This window comes from Saprospiraceae bacterium, from assembly GCA_026129545.1.
In the GTDB taxonomy this organism is placed as follows: Bacteria; Bacteroidota; Bacteroidia; order Chitinophagales; family Saprospiraceae; genus M3007.
This window is the reverse complement of sequence record JAHCHX010000001.1, coordinates 3,427,185-3,444,192: the sequence shown is the minus strand read 5'-3', so window position 1 is coordinate 3,444,192 and position 17,008 is coordinate 3,427,185. Positions and strand designations below refer to the sequence as shown.

Below are 17,008 nucleotides of genomic sequence, written 5' to 3'. Positions count from 1 at the left end.
CCCGATAAAAACGGGACACGATATGTATGCCACAATTAGTTGAACTCGTTCTCCTTCCCGGCGAACGCCACGACGAGGCTGCGCTGCAGCTAAAAGCCGCCCGGCAAGCAGACCTACGCCCCGACCAAGTTTCCCACATCGAAATCCTGAAATCGTCGCTCGATGCCCGCTCACGCCAGCCAGTGTATCGGGTGCGAGCGGAAGTGTACGGGCCTCAAGACATCTTCCGCCCCGAACCCGCCATCCTTGCGGGTTTCAAGCCAGTGGCTACCCAGAAAAAAGTCATCATCGTCGGGGCTGGGCCAGCAGGCTATTTCGCCGCACTCGAATTGTTGGAACAGGGCATTCGACCCATCGTGCTCGACCGAGGCAAGGACGCGCAGACCCGGCGGCGCGATTTGCGTGCCATTCAGCAATTCGGCAAAGTCAACCCACATTCAAATTATTGTTTTGGCGAGGGAGGGGCGGGCACCTATTCCGACGGAAAACTCTACACCCGCTCCATCAAACGCGGCGACGTGCGCAAGGCACTTCGACTTTTGGTGGAACACGGCGCGAAATCGGATATTCTGACCGAGGCTCATCCGCACATTGGCTCCAACAAATTGCCGGGAGTGGTACAAAACATCCGCGCCACCATCCAGCAGTTTGGAGGAGAAGTGCATTTCGGCCAACACGTCACCGATTTCATTCTAAAAAATGGCCGAATCCTCGGAGTCGCCACAGAAAAAGTCCAATCCACTGACGAGCCAACAACCAACCCCTTCCCCCCGATCGAACACTCATCCGGGCCGACAACAACAGAGTGGCTCGCCGACGCGGTCATACTTGCCACTGGCCATTCGGCACGCGACATATACCGATTGTTGCATCGGAAAAACATTCGTATCGAGGCCAAGCCATTTGCCTTAGGGGTGCGTGTGGAACATCCTCAGCCTTTGATTGACGACATTCAGTACAAACGACAACGCAGCCACGAACTGCCCGCAGCCAGCTACAGCCTTGTGTGCCAAATAGGGCATCGCGGCGTGTTTTCCTTTTGTATGTGTCCCGGAGGGCTGATTGTGCCTGCAGCCACCGCTCCGGGCGAAATCGTGATGAACGGCATGAGCATGAGCCGCCGAGACTCGCCTTTTGCCAACTCTGGCATCGTCACAGCCGTAGAATTGGAAGACCTGGCCAACTGGCAGCGCCATGGAGCATTTGCTGCCATGCAATTGCAAGGCGAAGTGGAACAGCGACTCTTCCAAGCGGGCGACGGCAGCCAGAAAGGCCCCGCCCTGCGACTACCCGACTTTATAGCGGGCAAACTATCCGCTACCCTCCCCCCATCGTCCTACATTCCAGGACTATATCCCGCACCTCTTTTTGAACTACTTCCCACGTTCATCTACAAGCGATTGCGCGACGGACTGGCGCAGTTTGGCCGAATGATGCGCGGCTTTCACACCTCAGAGGCCAATGTGGTGGCCACCGAAAGCCGCAGCAGCGCCCCGGTGCGCATCCCGCGCGACCCCACCACGCTGATGCACCCCGACGTGATAGGCTTATTCCCCACAGGAGAGGGAGCAGGCTATGCCGGTGGCATCATCTCGGCAGCGATGGATGGGCAAAGAATAGCCCGCGCAGTGATGGTGACGCTGGAAAACTGAAATTGCCCGCTGTAGATTCCAGTCAATGAAAGGTTGCCGTTGAGTGACCCGCCCAGGGCAAACGCATCAAAATACAACCGACCTCGAAGAGGTTTGACATGGGTAGAAATGGTGTGTTTTTGTGATAATTATCACGACCTCGGAGAGGTCAAATGTCTATAGCAGCAAACAGGTCACCAACATTCGACCCCGCCGGGGTCGTACACACCGCGAAAATGGGGCGTTTCTACCAACATTTTACCTCTCCGAGGTTTGTGCCATTTTGATGCGTTAGCCCTGAGTGACCCGCCCTGTATGAAATAGAGGGACATCCGCGCTCCTCATAGGCGTGGCTTGAGAGTTATTTCGATGTAAAAGCGATGGCTTTCCGGCAACTAATCAAGACAGCCGCAAGAGACATGGCAGGCGCTAATTAGGGTTTTTACATTGGGGCAAGCAGGCGACCCAAAAACCAAAAATGTCGGCAGTTGCGAAAAATGCCAGAAAAGGCATCATTCTTGCCCGGTTTTTTTCGACTCGCTTTCCCCACCACCTCCTTATCCTTTTTGCCCGCTTCGGCATTTTGTCTCAACTTTAAGATGGGAAAGCCCTACATTTGCTCCCCTTTTTGGTACAGCCACCCCCCTTTAACCCAAGCAAGAAGCCCATCATCCGATTTTTTAAATTTAACCTGCCCCGTCTGTGAAACGTGTGCAACTCAGAGCCGCTCAACCCGGCCAAACGAACGATAAAAATGTGGTCGTCCTTGCCGAAAAGGACAGGCTCGACCCACTCGAAGCGACGCTCGCGCCCTCCGAAATGATTTTTCTGCGCCACGGTGCCGCTCAAGACATTACCTCTTTTGTTTTCCCCCGCCGTGCGAGCAGTATTTTCGTCAGGTTGCTCAAACCCGACAAAAACCCTGCGTTCGCGGAGGAAGATACCCGATTGGCCGGCAACGAATTGCTGAGCGAGCTCCGCAAATACAAAGTGACAGAGGTGAGCGTTCGCAACTTTTGCGCTGACGACCGCACGCTGGCGTTTGCGGAAGGCATGGCACTGGGCAATTACCAATTCCTCAAATACTTCTCCGATGCCGATAAAAAAGCACACCTGCTCCGCGAGATTGTGGTGGAAGGCGCTTCCGAGCAGGCAGTAGCAGAGTTGAATGTCCTGTTGGAAGCCGTGTTTCTTGCCCGCGACATGGTGAACGAGCCACACTCCAACCTCAACGCGGTGCAACTGGCCGAAACGGTGACGCACATCGGCAAGGAATGTGGTTTCGAGGTCGAGGTTTTGGGAAAAGAAAAAATCGAGACGCTCAAAATGGGAGGCCTGCTCGCCGTGAATCGCGCCAGCAGTGTGCCGCCCCAGTTTTGCATCCTCGAATGGAAGCCAGCCAACGCCCGCAACGAAAAACCAGTAGTGTTGGTCGGCAAAGGCGTGGTCTATGACACCGGGGGGCTGAGCCTCAAACCGACGGAGGGCATGGACTACATGAAATGCGACATGGCAGGCGCAGCCTCCGTGGTGGGAGCCATGGCAGCCGCCTCCCGCAATCAACTCCCCATCCACCTCATCGGCCTCATCCCTGCCACTGACAATCAAATCGGCGAACGCGCCATCGCGCCCGGCGATGTCGTGCGGATGTATTCGGGGCAAACGGTGGAGGTGCTCAACACCGACGCGGAAGGGCGCATCATCCTCGCCGACGCGCTGCACTACGCCAAAAAATACGCTCCCGAACTCGTGCTCGATTTTGCCACCCTTACTGGTTCGGCGGTGCGTGCCCTAGGCGTTCAAGCGATTTGTTACATGGGCACGGCACCCAAAGACGTGAAGGAAGCCTTGGAAGCAAGCGGATGGGCCACTTATGAGCGATTGGTCGAGTTCCCGCTTTGGCGCGAATTCGGCGAAGACATCAAAAGCCACATCGCCGACTTCAAAAACATCGGCTCCAGCAACGCAGGCATGATTACCGCCGGAAAATTTCTCGAACAATTTGCCACCGATTATCCGTGGCTGCACCTCGACATAGCCGGGCCTGCCTATCTTCGCACCGCCAACGGCTACCGAACCAAAGAGGGGACTGGCGTTGGAGTGCGTTTGATTTACGATTTTTTGAAAAAAAAGTATGCTGGGAAGGTTTAGGCAGCATTGGAAGGTCGAAATAGTTTTTACGTCGCACAGTCAAGTTTTCAGCATGGAGTAAAGCGCCACCTGTTCAAAATCAAGGACATCAATCATGGCCACCTGACAAATCTTGACGAATCGAGGTAAAAAACACGCCCTACCTCATCTCGCCCCTGCCCAAGCCGCCCAAACCCTTTTATACATCATAACAGATAATGAGCAACATAACCATCGGCATTTCTTGCGGCGACATCAACGGCATCGGCTTGGAAGTCATTCTCAAAGCATTGGCCATCAGAAAAGTAGGGGGCAATTTTACCACCATCATCTATGGCAGCACCAAAGTCGTCGCCTACCATAAGAACATCATCACGCAGGAGAACATCCAGTTTCACTCCATCTCCGCGCCTTCCGAAGCACTGCAAGACCGCATCAACATCATCAACTGCTGGCCCGACAATGTGAACATCACGTTGGGAAAGCCCACCGACCTGAGCGGCAAATGCGCTTTTGCGGCGCTTGAACGCGCCGTGAAAGACCTGAAAACTGGCGACTTGGATGCCCTTGTGACCGCACCCATCAACAAGAAAGCGATGCAAATGGCTGATTTTCCTTTCATCGGTCACACGGAGTATATCACGAATGAGTTCAAAGCCAAAGAATCACTCATGCTCATGGTGTCCGATACCCTGCGCGTCGGGGTCGTGACCAACCACTTGCCCCTGAAAGAAGTGACAGCCGCCATCACCAAAGAAAAAGTGCTGCGCAAAATCCTCATCATGGCCGAGACGCTGCGCATCGACTTCAATACTTTGAAGCCCACCATCGCCGTCTTAGGGCTTAACCCACACGCAGGCGACGATGGAGCCATCGGCCCGGAGGACGACAATGTCATTCGCCCAGCCATCGAAGAGGCCAAAGCAAGGGGTGTGTTGGCTTTTGGCCCATTTCCAGCCGACGGCTTTTTTGGCTCTGGGCAATTCAACAAATACGACGGTATTCTGGCCATGTATCACGACCAAGGCCTAGTGCCCTTCAAGGTATTGTCGTTCGGCGACGGGGTGAACTACACGGCGGGCTTGGCATCCGTGCGCACCTCGCCCGACCACGGCACCGCCTACGATATTGCAGGCAAAGGCGAAGCCGACGAGGGCTCCTTCATCAAAGCGATTTATCTTGCCGCCGACATCGTGCGCCATCGCAACGAATACCTTGATATGCACGCCAACTCCCTCGAACGCCGCAAGCAAAAATCACTCATCAGCGAAACCGGCGAGGACGAGCTGGTGGAAGACGTACTCCCAGAAGAATAACCATCGGCGATTGAATGCCCGTTGACACTACATGACACAAGTACTATTTTTAGAATCAGCTTTGGTTTTTCCCCGCTAACGTAATTCAGATTAGCACATTGACCAATTAGCACATTGTGCTTGTTTGCCGCAAATAACCCCGTTCGACTGGACCGTCCGGACGAGCAAATCCGCAAATCAACAAAACGAAATATGAATGCCATCCTCGGTATTGACGTAGGCGCGTCCGGCATCAAAGGCGCGCTGGTGGACCTTGATAAAGGCAAGTTGCACGGTGAGCGATTTCGAGTGCCCACCCCCCAACCCTCCACGCCAGCGGCCATGGCGCAGGCTTTTGCCGAAATCAGCGAATTTTTCAATTACAAAGGCATAGTCGGTTGTGGATTCCCCGCTTTGGTGAAACATGGCGTGGCGCAGTCGGCAGCCAACATTGACAAATCATGGGTCGGGGTCAACATCGAAACCGTTTTTGGCGAGGCAAGCGGCTGCCGCGTCTATGCCACCAACGATGCCGACGCGGCAGGCATGGCCGAAATGCGCTACGGCATCGGCAAAGGGGAAAACGGGTTGGTCATTCTGATTACCATCGGCACAGGGCTTGGCACAGCTATTTTCTACAAAGGCGTGATGATTCCAAACACGGAACTAGGTCATTTGAAATGGAACAACGGAAAGTCTGCCGAGCTATATGCCTCTTCCGGCGCGCGCGAGCGTTTGAAGATAAGCCGGAAAGAATGGGCCAAACGATTCAACGAGTACCTCCAGCATCTTGAGTTGTTGTTTTCACCCGACCTGTTTATTCTCGGAGGAGGCGAGAGCAAATTCTTTGATTCCTACAAAGATTTGCTTCAAACAAATGCTCGCACAGTGCCCGCCAAACTGCTGAACAATGCAGGCATCATCGGCGCAGCGGCGTATGCGGCGGAACAATGACCTAAACCTCACGCGCCCTATGCGCACTATCTCGATGGCCAACATCTCTTTTTCGCCATGTTTGATTTGTTGTTGCAAAATGTCGCCCAGCACATCCGCCTCGATGCCGAAGAGGCACGTTTTTTCACGTCATTGCCCAAAATAAAACACCTGAAAAAAAAGGAATTTTTATTGAGAGCGGGTGAGGTGTGTCGCTTCGAAACATTCGTGTTGGAAGGCTGCCTTCGCAACTATTACCTCGACAGAAAAGGGGATGAACACATACTACAGTTCTCTGTGGAAAGCTGGTGGACCTCTGACCTATACAGCCTGCTGACGCAAACCCCCGCCACCCAATTCATTGACGCTTTGGAAAACAGCACCTTGGCTGTGTTTGAGAAGGACGACTTGGAAAGGCTCTACCAACGTGTGCCCAAATTTGAGCGGTTTTTCCGCATCATGCTGCAAAATGCTTTCGTCGCTCACCAACAGCGCATCTTACAAAACATCGGAAGCACGGGAGAAGAGCGATACCTCGCTTTTAGAGAAAAACATCCCACACTGGAACAGCGGCTGCCGCAACACCAAATTGCCGCCTATCTCGGCATCACGCCAGAGTTTTTAAGCAAAATTCGCGGCAAACTCGCCAAGGACTAGGCCTGATTTCTTAAACTATTTCAATGCACGGTGACAACGGGCACCCCCACTTTTGTCCCGTCAAATCGGCCGGTTCTGACTTTTCATTCAAAAAGTTAAACCTTTCATTTTCAAAAGCATGACAACTTTATTAGCGTCTGGCAACGACTGGACGGGACTCATTCTGCGCCTTACGGTGGGGCTTATCATTTTTCCGCACGGCGCCCAAAAACTGCTCGGCTGGTTTGGCGGCGATGGGTTTTCCGGCACGATGGATTATTTTACTGGCACGGTTCACTTGCCTTGGCTGCTGGGATTGCTGGTCATTCTCCTCGAATTTTTCGGTTCCCTGCTGATAGTTGCAGGTTTGGGTAGCCGCATATTAGGGGCCGCGATGATTGTGCTGATGCTGGGCATCATCTTCACCTCGCACCTCCAATACGGCTTCTTCATGAACTGGTCGGGCGACAAGCCTGATGAGGGCTACGAATTTCATCTGCTTGTGATTGGGCTTTGCACCGGGCTGATAAGCAATGGCAGCGGGCGTTACTCACTCGATGGCTGGCTGTTTTGAGCATTTGTGCCAATGGCATGGGAACCTCAAGGCAAGTGCGTTCCTGTGTCATTGGCAAGCAATGAAAAACTGTCAAAATCAAAGGCAATCCCAGTCATACAACACCCTTGAAAAATCCCTCGCCACGAGGTCTTTTTCTCGGATAAAAAAATGCCCCACGCCCATATCGCCCCACATCAAATCCATGCGCTCGTCCGAATCAAGCTGAAACAGCAGTAGCATCGGGTCGTCGGGGCGACGCGGGTCATCCTGCGTGAAGTAGGCATATCCGCCGATTTTATGCCCTTGCGGACGCACAGCCTTGCCAAGCTCGTCCATGATATCCCACTCTTTTTCTCCAAACTGGCGAAAAAAATCCGACCCAAAAATTTGGTCAAACTGATAGTCCGTGATGGCCGCCACCTCCTCTGCCAGCGAAAACTTCAAGGGATACGATTCGTCAGGGTGGTGGGGCAACTCCTCAAAATCGCGCAGCATGGGCATGGCGGACTGTAGCGCAGCCTCACTCTCCGCTACTTCGAGGTGATAGAGCACGCGAAACGTATCTTGCTGCTCTCCGTCGTCGAAGTTCATGCCATACAAGTCATCGTCAAGAATGAAAAACTGCACGATTCCTTGCGTGGGAAACGGCGGTAGCGAAGGCATTTCGGCAAAATTGATCTGGGCAAGGAAAAACAACGCTCGCCCATCCGGCGCAGTCGGCCATGCTTGGCCTTTGGGCCAATATGGCTGCCCCCCTACTTTACTTTCCCACGGTAGGGTGTTGCGCGAGTTCTCGGCGGTAGCGCGAATGAAAGTTCGTTTTGTTTGGAGCAGTTTTTCGCGAAATGGCTCCAGCGCAGGCGGAAGGTGAAGTGTTAGTTCCATACGGCAAATGTAGCAAGGGCAAACGGTGGTCGGTGCAGTGCCTCGTTCGGTGAGTGAGACACAAATTGGCGAAGCGTGCACACTACTGGACAACATTATTTTTGTGCTTCAAAGACACAAAGGCACAAAATGCGGCAAATCATTGAGTATTTTGCTTTGATTCTTTGTGACTTCGTGGCAAATTTGAAAACTGACAAAATTTAATTCGCTTTTTCCCTAGACCTTTAACACAGTTCGTCCAGTTGTACGGCATGAGATAAATTCCTTGATACTTCACGCCGCCAAGTTTTGGGCATGGCCAAAAGTGCCATCTGTTCAAAATCAGGGAGAGCGAGCATGGTGAGCTGACAAATCCCAGCAAATCAAGATAGAAAATCAATTTTGCGGAACTTGCAACCCAATGATTTAGCATTTTCAAATTAGCACATTCTTCTCAATCATGCAAAATCAACCTATTCTGGACCTGCCCAAAACAGCCGCCGAACGCTGGTTGGACGTGGGTGCTTGGATTTTTGTGGCGGTCAATTTTGCCCTCGCGCTCGGCTACTATCCTGATTTGCCCGAAACCATCCCCACCCACTACAATGCTTCGGGCCAGCCCGACAAATTTGGCCCCAAAGCCACGATATTCCTGATGCCGGGCATCGCATTCATCCTCGCGGCGGGTATGGTGTATTTGTCAAAATTTCCTCACAAATTCAACTACCTCACCAAAATAACGCCTGAAAACGCAGCAAGCGAGTACCAGCGGATGAGGGTGCTGCTGCGTGTGGTGAATGCCCTGACGAGCCTGCTTTTTTTGGTGGTGAACTGGAACACCTTGCAAAACGCGACAGGGGTTTCAAAAGGTCTGGGCATTGAGTTTTTCATCGTGTTCATCGCGGTGGTTATTGTGCCGCCATTCGTCTTGTTGGGCGGGCAGCGCAAAAAAGCCTAACGCTTTTTGTTCAGAACGGGCAACAACACCAACGCCAGTACCCCTCCCACGATGTTGTAAAAAATCTGGATGGCGAAAAAAGCAATGTTGGCATAAGAAAAAGCATCGCCTCCACCAATTCCATAGAGTGCCAAACCTGCAATAGCGAGCGCATGGAACGTGCCCATGCCGCCGGGCGATGGAATGACCATGCCCAAAGTGCCGAACACAAAAATCATCAGCGCCGCGCCCGCGCCTAGCAAAGCGGTGGGCGGAAAAGCGATGAGATTAAACCAGCATTGCAGGTAAAACATGAGCCATATCCCACCTGAATAGAACAAAAACAAGGTGGGGCGCTTCAATTTGAACACACTGCGCAGACCATCCCAAAAACCCTTCACCAATTTGGCGATTTTCTGATAAACAGGCAGATGCGAGATTTTGTCTCGAAAAATAAAAATGCCCGCGACCCCCGCCACCATGAGGCCAAGTATGGTCAGCACCACCGAGTTTTGCAACAAGCTGCCACTCTGCCCGCCACTGCCTTGATTTCTGGCGATAAAAGCAAGCAAGGTTTTCCCCTCGAACACGAATGCCAGACCCACTACAGCCACCAGACAAATAAAGTCCATCAAGCGGTCAACGACCATCGTGCCCACCACCTTCTCCACCGGAATTTTTTCATAACGAGCCAAAGAGCCGGCACGCACCACCTCGCCCATGCGCGGGAACCCCAGATTGGCAAAATAGCCCAACAATATGCTCAGCAGCGAATTGGCGAAACCGACCCGATGCCCCAGCGGCTCCATAAGCATTTGCCAGCGCAAAGCGCGGAAGATGTTGCTCACGGTGAAGGCGGCAGCCACCGCGAGCATCCATCCGATATGCACGGTGGAAAAGTCGTGGAGCAGTTTGTCTGTGAGGCTGCATTGGTCGGATGGGATGCCATCGAGGCGGCATTGCTCCTGAAAGGCAGTATTCTGGCTTCGGAACACAAGCCAGAGAATGCTGACCCCGATGCCAAGAAAAAGCAGGAATTGGAGGATTTTTTTCACGGGGCAAAGTTGGGCAAAATCGCGGAATCACCGCGAGGGTGTTCTGTTTGCTCCATGCGCGATTCCATGAAGTGGTTGATGTCTCTGCCAACAAGGACAGAACACCACGAATCAAAAAAGCCGGGTGCTCGACCCTCAAAGTAGTCGAACACCCGGCTTCCACACGACGACCACAGGCCCTGTCGTCAAACATTCAGATAGTTCATCAGCGAATCGTAGCGGTCGCGCAGACCGTCGGCGTGCTCCAGCTCGCCAAACATATCTTTCACCTCGTAATTGTGGCGCTCCAAGGAGGCGACGACGCGGCTCAGGTCGTGCCGATTGAGTTTGAGCGTCACCTCCACATTGTCGGGGTCAGAGGCAGAGGTGACAAAAGCGTTGAGCACCTTCACGTCATTTTCCTCCACGATGCGCGTGATGGTAGCCAACGAATAGTCGCGGCGAGGCATCTCCATCACCAGCACAGCACCGGATTCCGTAAAGGAGGCCGTGTTGGCAAAATAGCGCAAAAGGTCATTTTGTGAAATCAGCCCGACATAGCTGCCCTCATCATCAACCACCGGAATCACCGTCAGTCGGTGGTCGCCCATCAAGCGCATCACCTCAAACACATGCTCATGTTCATTGACCGCGAAGCGACGAAGCAGCGACAAGTCGAACAATTTGATGGGGTCGGAAAGCTTGTGATTGAAAATATCCTCTTCGGAAAGCAAGCCTACCAATTTGCCATCCTCCACAACGGGGAGGTGCTTTACATGATGGTCGCTCAGCAGATGAAACGCTTCGCGCCCTGTCTGCTCGACGGACAGCGAGGGAATATCAAGCGCGATTAAAGAATGGGCAGTCATGTTGAGTATGCACAGGATTGTGAGCGCCGTTTCGTGTTTTTTTACTGAAACACTTAGACGGCAATTTTGATTAGTAGGACGCTGCAAACAGCCCGACGGCACAAAGTATTGACTAAAAAATTTTTATTCCAAAAAAAAATGGTCGCTTGTCGGGTATTTCATCGGAAAAGTCGCTGCTCATGCAGTTTGTCAGTCGCGGCCAGATGCAAAAGACGCGCTAAAAAAATGTTTTTAAGAGCCAATGCGTTCATGCCGCACCACCGCGATGGAGTATTGAAACAGTTTCTAAGTTTGCCCCATGAATACAGCCCGCAAGCAAACATGGTTCCTGTCGTGGGTCGGATTGGGGTGGTGGGCTTTCGCCATGCTGCCCACCGATGCCGCGCAACCCAAAGTAGCCTCCACCACGGAGCCTAACACCCTCGCCGCGACCCAACGCGATTCGCTTATTTTTTTGGAAAAACAAAAAATGGCGGCACCTGAGAAAACCCTGCCATCAAAAACCCTCGCTATCGCCCATTCTTTTTTGGGAACCCCCTACGTCGGTGGCACACTTGACCAAAACCCAACGGAGCAACTCGTCGTCAACTTGCGTCAATTGGACTGCTGGACCTTGATGGAGAACTGTCTCGCCATCGCCCAGACGGGGCAAGGGGATTTTGCAGCGTACCAATCGCACCTGCGGCAACTCCGATACCGCGACGGCCAAGTGGATGGATATGGTTCGCGCCTACACTATTTTTCGGAATGGCTGCTCCAAGCCGAAAAAAACAGGCATCTGCGCGACCTGACCAAAGAAATGGGCGGCATCCCAAACAAAAAAACAATCGGCTACATCACCGCCCGGCCAACCCAGTACCCCCAGATTAAAAATGCGAAAGTGCTGCGCGAAATCAAAGCCGCCGAGCAGCGCATCAACGCACACGATTGGTACTTCATCCCACAGTCAAAAGTGGCTGCCATGGAACACCTACTAAAAGACGGAGACCTCATCATGCTCACCTCCGCCAAACCCGACCTCGACATAGCGCATCAAGGCTTTGCCGTTAGGAAAAACGGGCGGGTACACCTGCTACACGCCTCGTCCCTCGCCAAAAAGGTCATCGTGTCGGGGCAGCCCTTGCCACAATATGTGATATCGCAAAAAGGGCAAGTGGGCATCATGGTGGCGCGGTTGAACGATTGAGCAAAATGCCTTAAATTTGTCCGCAACACCCGCTATTTAAAACTTTTTTGAAAAAATCGTCTCAAAAAACTTTTTGTTAAACACATTTTGTTTACTTTTGTCGCCTGTTTCAATTCAAACTCGTGCTCAAAAGTGCCCACACCCCGAACACCGAGACAACTGACAACCAAACAACCCTCGCTCTCACCTTCACTCATTTCTTACTTTACCCTCAACCTATGGCAGACGATAGAGAAAGTAAACTCAAGACCCTCCAAACCACCATTGACCGCCTCGACAAAACGTACGGCAAAGGCACCATCATGCGTCTGGGCGACAAACAAGCCATCGAAGTGGAGACCATCCCATCCGGCTCGCTCGGCCTCGACATGGCGCTTGGCTGCAATGGCTACCCCAAAGGACGCATCATCGAAATCTACGGCCCCGAATCATCGGGCAAAACCACCCTTGCCATCCACGCCATCGCCGAGTGCCAAAAGAAAGGAGGCATCGCAGCCATCGTGGATGCCGAGCACGCCTTCGACCGCTTCTACGCCGAGGCGCTGGGCGTGGATGTGAACAACCTGCTCATCAGCCAGCCCGACAACGGTGAGCAGGCGCTCGAAATCGCCGAGAACCTCATCCGCTCCGGCGCGGTCGACATCCTCGTGATAGACTCGGTGGCTGCCCTCGTGCCCCGTGCCGAAATCGAAGGCGAAATGGGCGATTCCAAAATGGGCCTTCAAGCCCGTCTCATGAGCCAAGCCATGCGCAAGATGACGGCCAATATCGGTCGCACGGGCTGCTGCTGCATCTTCATCAACCAGTTGCGCGAAAAAATCGGCGTCATGTTCGGCAACCCAGAGACCACCACCGGTGGCAACGCGCTAAAATTTTATGCCTCCGTGCGGCTCGACATTCGCAAAAGCGGCGCTGCGATGAAGGATAAGGATGGCAACGTGGTAGGCAATCAGGTAAAAGTGAAAGTGGTGAAAAACAAACTCGCACCGCCATTTCGTGTGGCCCAATTCGACATCATTTTTGGCGAAGGCATTTCCAAAGCCGGCGAAATCGTAGACGTGGGCGCCGACTATGATGTGATTCAGAAAAGCGGCGCTTGGTACAGCTACAATGGCGCTAAAATCGCACAGGGACGCGATGCCGCCAAGCAATTCATGCTCGACAACCCGGAGATGGCCGCCGAAATCGAGCAAAAAATCAAGGAAAAACTGATGTCAGGCCCCGTGAAACAAGGAGCCGCTGCCGTCGTGGCAATACCCGCAGGCGACGAAGAGGACGATGATTTTTAAAGCCAACTCGCCACCACAAAAATATTCTGGGCAGCGCACCTCGCGGGCGCTGCCTTTTTGTTTGGGTGCCACGGGATTGGCACTGGATTCCGTCTCGTGCCAAGTATTGGCTCGTCTTTGGCAAGGCTGCATGAATCCCTCACGCAGCGATTGAGTCTTGCGTCAGCAGGGGAAGAAACATACTTCGCGGCACCAAGTTTGGAGCATAGCTAAAAGCGCAATTTACTCAAAATCAAGAATGTCAATCATGCTCAACCGACAAACCCCGGCGAATCAAAGCGTAAAAAGCCTCTTGGATGATTTGGAGATATGACCAACACGCTTATTTTTGCCCGTCAAAGGAACCTCTCATGGACAATCTGCCTCGCCCCGCCAACATTCTCAAGCGCAGCTTGCCGGCACGCATAGTCCGGCACGCTGCGTTTTTTTTGTGGCCGGGGTTGCGTGTATCCAGCCGATTCGAGTTGGATACACGCAACCCCGGCGGGCGACAAAGCGAATTTAACCGTCAATTAGGGGTGACGGGAAAGAAGAGTTAGCGGCAACGACACCGGAAGGCCTAAAAGGGAATGCCACTAACTATGCATGGCCGGACATGCCGCCGGATAAACCGCCGCCACGTCGTCCATGCCGCCGTTAGCGGCAACGACACCGGAAGGCCTAAAAGGGAATGCCACTAACTATGCATGGCCGGACATGCCGCCGGATAAACCGCCGCCACGTCGTCCATGCCACCGTTGTGTCCAATCATACGAATAAATATCTCTTCACCACTAAATCTTTCTGACATGAAAAGACAAAATTGTTTTCTGCGAGGGTGGGAGTTTCGAGCGACAGCGGTCGTTCTCACCATCCTTTTCGTTCATTTGGCCCGTGGGTACGCACAGCAGATTCCCACAAATCCAATAATGACGATTTCTTACGATTTGAAGACCTTGTCGTATGTAAGTTTGGTCTCTGCCGCAGACACACAATTTCTGACAAAACTTGACCGACTTCGGTTCAGAAGATCCTACGAGGAGGAGCATGTAGAAAAATTCATTGACGAAAACGACGACTTGACCACAGTAGTCACCTATTTGAACCCAAGAGAAAATTTGTCGGATTGGTTTCGACCTATCCACAAGATGATTTTTGACAAAACTGGTGTCAAAATGCTCGATTCTCTCGGGAACACGATTCATGCTGAGCAGTTTTACGATGTTGAAGTTTTTCAAAATAACCTGCGTCTGGTGGGCGGTTTACTGGGGGTATCCCGACCCTCGTCTTTGGGGCAAGCAACTTCGATGTCGCCTTCAGCAATATCGGAATTTGAGGCACTTGGGTTTGAAGTTGAAGAGATCAGCAACGGAAAAACCAAAGTACAGAAAAATGACATGGAAATAATTTTTGATTTTCCGGGGAGGGTCATTGAAAGAAATACCTATCGGGAAGGCGACTTGCAAAGTAAAATGACAACTATTTTTGGCGAAACCGCCACAGGTGAAGCAGTGCCTAGATTGGTCATCCAGAGAACCTATCAGACGCTCTACGGTGGCGCGTGTGTAGAGCGAGTTGCGACGCAACGTTATGACAATTACAACATCCAACGGAATACGGGAGGCGGAGAAAGGAGTGCTGGTTTTGGCAATCTACAAGGGAACGAGCCAGTCATTGACGAAATGATTGTAAAAATCTACCCAAATCCAACGAGTGATTTCTTGAAAGTTGAACTCGCCACCAATAAGGGACACTTCCCATCTCAAGCAAGGCTCGTGGATACATTTGGCAGTGTACGGAAGACAGCCGAACTTGCCACAGGTTTGGTTGAAATTGAAATCAGCAGTTTGCAACCAGGGGTTTACTTTTTGGAAACGGAAAGGGGCGGCATTGTCAAAAGAATCAAGTTTGTAAAACTTTGACCGTACTGCCTAATAACTTTCACTTTTAAAAATGAAAATACAATGAAAAAATATTTCATCCTGATGTTGGCTTTTCATGTTTTTGCTGCCAACGACATAAGCGGGCAAAGCGAATGCCGGCAAATACCTTACGAAAAAGCCATTCGGTTTAAAGAACGCCAAAAACTGCCGTTCTACCCGCCTCTTTTTGACCCGTTGCCGTATTCGCCACCCAATGGCGACACTACCAGAATTGTCTGGTGGATGCATGGCCTGGGAGGAAATGCTGGCGCATGGGAAGATGCAGGCGCCGCCGTGCAGGACAATGTCGCCCCGGGCTTTGATGCGCGAAAAGTAGCCTCACGATGGATGGATTACGGCTTGTTCCAGTCTTCGCTTTCCTCGGCGGCTGTCAAGATAAAAAGCGATATGTTTTTTGCAAGCCCGGTGCAAGATACTGCTGCCCGTTTGAGGAACATGATTATCGCGCATAGTCAAGGCGGCTTGGTTAGCCGATATCTCGATATGCACTACGATGAAGTGGCCAATACAGGGCTTTCGCTTGATAGGCGGCGCTTTGGAGGCATTGCCACCTTTGGTTCTGCTCACCAAGGCGCTCAAATCATCAACAACGCTTTGCCTGATGGTTCGGGCGTTAATTTGGCTACCCAGTTTTTTGAGGAAGGTTGCCAAGCACTCAATTCGGGCAAGTTGAGAGAAATAGATGCCATGATTGATGTAGGCATTGCGCAAATTCCGCCTTTCATTCTTTCAAAGTATTTGCTGAAATACCTGTTCAAGGGAAACGTGGTAGAAAAATTGGCAGATTCGCTCTGCTCAACAGTTTCCACCATAATTCCGAACACGTCATATTTTGATGAGTTCGACCAGAAAATTGCGCAGGAATACAAAGTAGGCGCGCCCGAACTGGGAGAGTTGAACGCCGACAGCTCATCCATCCACAAAGTTGCTTTCTTTGGAATAGAGGACGACCCCGTTTTTTGGCGGACATTGCATTATCTCCTGAACGACCCCAACGATGAAACCTATTTCGGAGCGAATAAAGACAGTATCACTGTCGCTTTTGCAGACACTAACCGAATACGGTACAAAACCCGTGCGTCACATTGGAAAAAACTGAACGACAATCTACCGTTCATTTTGTCGAAGATAGCTGGCGGGAATGTCAGCGCTGAACAAGTTTGTCAAGATATGGGCTTGAACCTCGACAGTATCTGCAGCCTCAATATCCTCAACTCAAGTGTGATAGTGGATATTCAGCGTGGCTGGCTAGAAGGCGTTGAGTGGTGGGAAACCTCCGATGACCGTTACAAAGTATTGATAGGAGCATTAGAACCGACCATTCAGCAGACAGGCTGGGAATGTTGGTGCCGAATAAAAAAATCGGACGGAACGGTGGTGACAGATTGGCATTTAAATGGATTCGCCACTCAAAATCCGGACGAATGCAAAACCGCCCCGCTCGGAATAGGCGGCCTAATCGAAGAATGTGAATGGCGACCTTTGCTGGGGACTGTATATGTGGAAAAGCCCAGTGACGGCGTGGTATTGGCCGAATCAGCATCTATGTACCCTGACGGCTTGGGCGGCGGTGCAAAAGCCGTTCTCCTACCAGGAAGCAGCCATATGCAGATGCGCAATGACGAAAATACTAAAACAGCATTGCAAGATTTGTTCGATGGTATGCATGGCACATGGTTTTTCACGGATAAGAAATAGCGCGTAACGATGGGGCGCTGTGTTCAAA

General features: G+C 51.9%; 14 protein-coding genes. 11 read left to right on the top strand and 3 right to left on the bottom strand.

All coding sequences use genetic code 11. The annotated features are described in order from the left end of the window. Positions 1–26 precede the first annotated feature (26 nt). The 6 genes from KIS77_13400 to KIS77_13375 all read left to right on the top strand — a co-directional run bounded on the left by KIS77_13400 (position 27) and on the right by KIS77_13375 (position 7,199). Entirely contained in the window at positions 27–1,652 is a 1,626-nt protein-coding gene (locus tag KIS77_13400; GenBank protein ID MCW5923334.1) for an FAD-dependent monooxygenase, read from the top strand. Between the two features lie 690 nt (positions 1,653–2,342). Further along, on the top strand, positions 2,343–3,782 hold the full coding sequence (locus tag KIS77_13395) for a leucyl aminopeptidase (GenBank protein MCW5923333.1): 1,440 nt from the start codon (positions 2,343–2,345) through the stop codon (positions 3,780–3,782). Between the two features lie 197 nt (positions 3,783–3,979). After that, the gene (gene pdxA / locus KIS77_13390; GenBank protein ID MCW5923332.1) at positions 3,980–5,077 is read left to right on the top strand and encodes a 4-hydroxythreonine-4-phosphate dehydrogenase PdxA; all 1,098 of its coding nucleotides are present in this window, start codon (positions 3,980–3,982) and stop codon (positions 5,075–5,077) included. A gap of 192 nt (positions 5,078–5,269) precedes the next feature. Further along, a complete protein-coding gene (locus KIS77_13385) occupies positions 5,270–6,010 on the top strand; it encodes an ROK family protein (protein MCW5923331.1) in 741 nt (246 codons plus the stop codon). Between the two features lie 57 nt (positions 6,011–6,067). Further along, complete coding sequence (locus KIS77_13380) at positions 6,068–6,646, top strand: Crp/Fnr family transcriptional regulator (protein MCW5923330.1); 579 nt, start codon at positions 6,068–6,070, stop codon at positions 6,644–6,646. 118 nt (positions 6,647–6,764) lie between these two features. Continuing rightward, entirely contained in the window at positions 6,765–7,199 is a 435-nt protein-coding gene (locus KIS77_13375; protein ID MCW5923329.1) for a DoxX family protein, read from the top strand. A gap of 78 nt (positions 7,200–7,277) precedes the next feature. On the opposite strand, the gene KIS77_13370 is transcribed toward KIS77_13375, so the two are convergent. Next, complete coding sequence (locus KIS77_13370; protein MCW5923328.1) at positions 7,278–8,066, bottom strand: DUF1963 domain-containing protein; 789 nt, start codon at positions 8,064–8,066, stop codon at positions 7,278–7,280. A 439-nt stretch (positions 8,067–8,505) separates the two neighbouring features. Between KIS77_13370 and KIS77_13365 the strand changes: the two genes are divergently transcribed. Then, a complete protein-coding gene (locus tag KIS77_13365; protein MCW5923327.1) occupies positions 8,506–9,003 on the top strand; it encodes a DUF1648 domain-containing protein in 498 nt (165 codons plus the stop codon). On the opposite strand, the gene KIS77_13360 is transcribed toward KIS77_13365, so the two are convergent. After that, on the bottom strand, positions 9,000–10,037 hold the full coding sequence (locus KIS77_13360) for a flippase-like domain-containing protein (protein MCW5923326.1): 1,038 nt from the start codon (positions 10,035–10,037) through the stop codon (positions 9,000–9,002). The two genes, KIS77_13365 and KIS77_13360, sit on opposite strands and share 4 nt — an antisense overlap. 185 nt (positions 10,038–10,222) lie before the next feature. Beyond that, a complete protein-coding gene (locus KIS77_13355; GenBank protein MCW5923325.1) occupies positions 10,223–10,885 on the bottom strand; it encodes a CBS domain-containing protein in 663 nt (220 codons plus the stop codon). A 298-nt stretch (positions 10,886–11,183) separates the two neighbouring features. Here KIS77_13355 and KIS77_13350 point away from each other — a divergent pair, with 298 nt between their 5' ends. The 4 genes from KIS77_13350 (at position 11,184) to KIS77_13335 (ending at position 16,980) form a co-directional block, all read left to right on the top strand. Beyond that, entirely contained in the window at positions 11,184–12,071 is an 888-nt protein-coding gene (locus KIS77_13350) for a DUF1460 domain-containing protein (protein ID MCW5923324.1), read from the top strand. Positions 12,072–12,289: 218 nt separating this feature from the next. Continuing rightward, positions 12,290–13,360, top strand: a complete 1,071-nt coding sequence (gene recA, locus KIS77_13345) for a recombinase RecA (GenBank protein ID MCW5923323.1) — start codon at positions 12,290–12,292, stop codon at positions 13,358–13,360. A gap of 788 nt (positions 13,361–14,148) precedes the next feature. After that, positions 14,149–15,261 carry a T9SS type A sorting domain-containing protein gene (locus KIS77_13340; GenBank protein ID MCW5923322.1) on the top strand — a complete coding sequence of 371 codons (1,113 nt, stop codon included), beginning with the start codon at positions 14,149–14,151 and terminating at the stop codon, positions 15,259–15,261. A 243-nt stretch (positions 15,262–15,504) separates the two neighbouring features. After that, positions 15,505–16,980, top strand: a complete 1,476-nt coding sequence (locus KIS77_13335) for a hypothetical protein (GenBank protein MCW5923321.1) — start codon at positions 15,505–15,507, stop codon at positions 16,978–16,980. Positions 16,981–17,008: the final 28 nt, after the last annotated feature.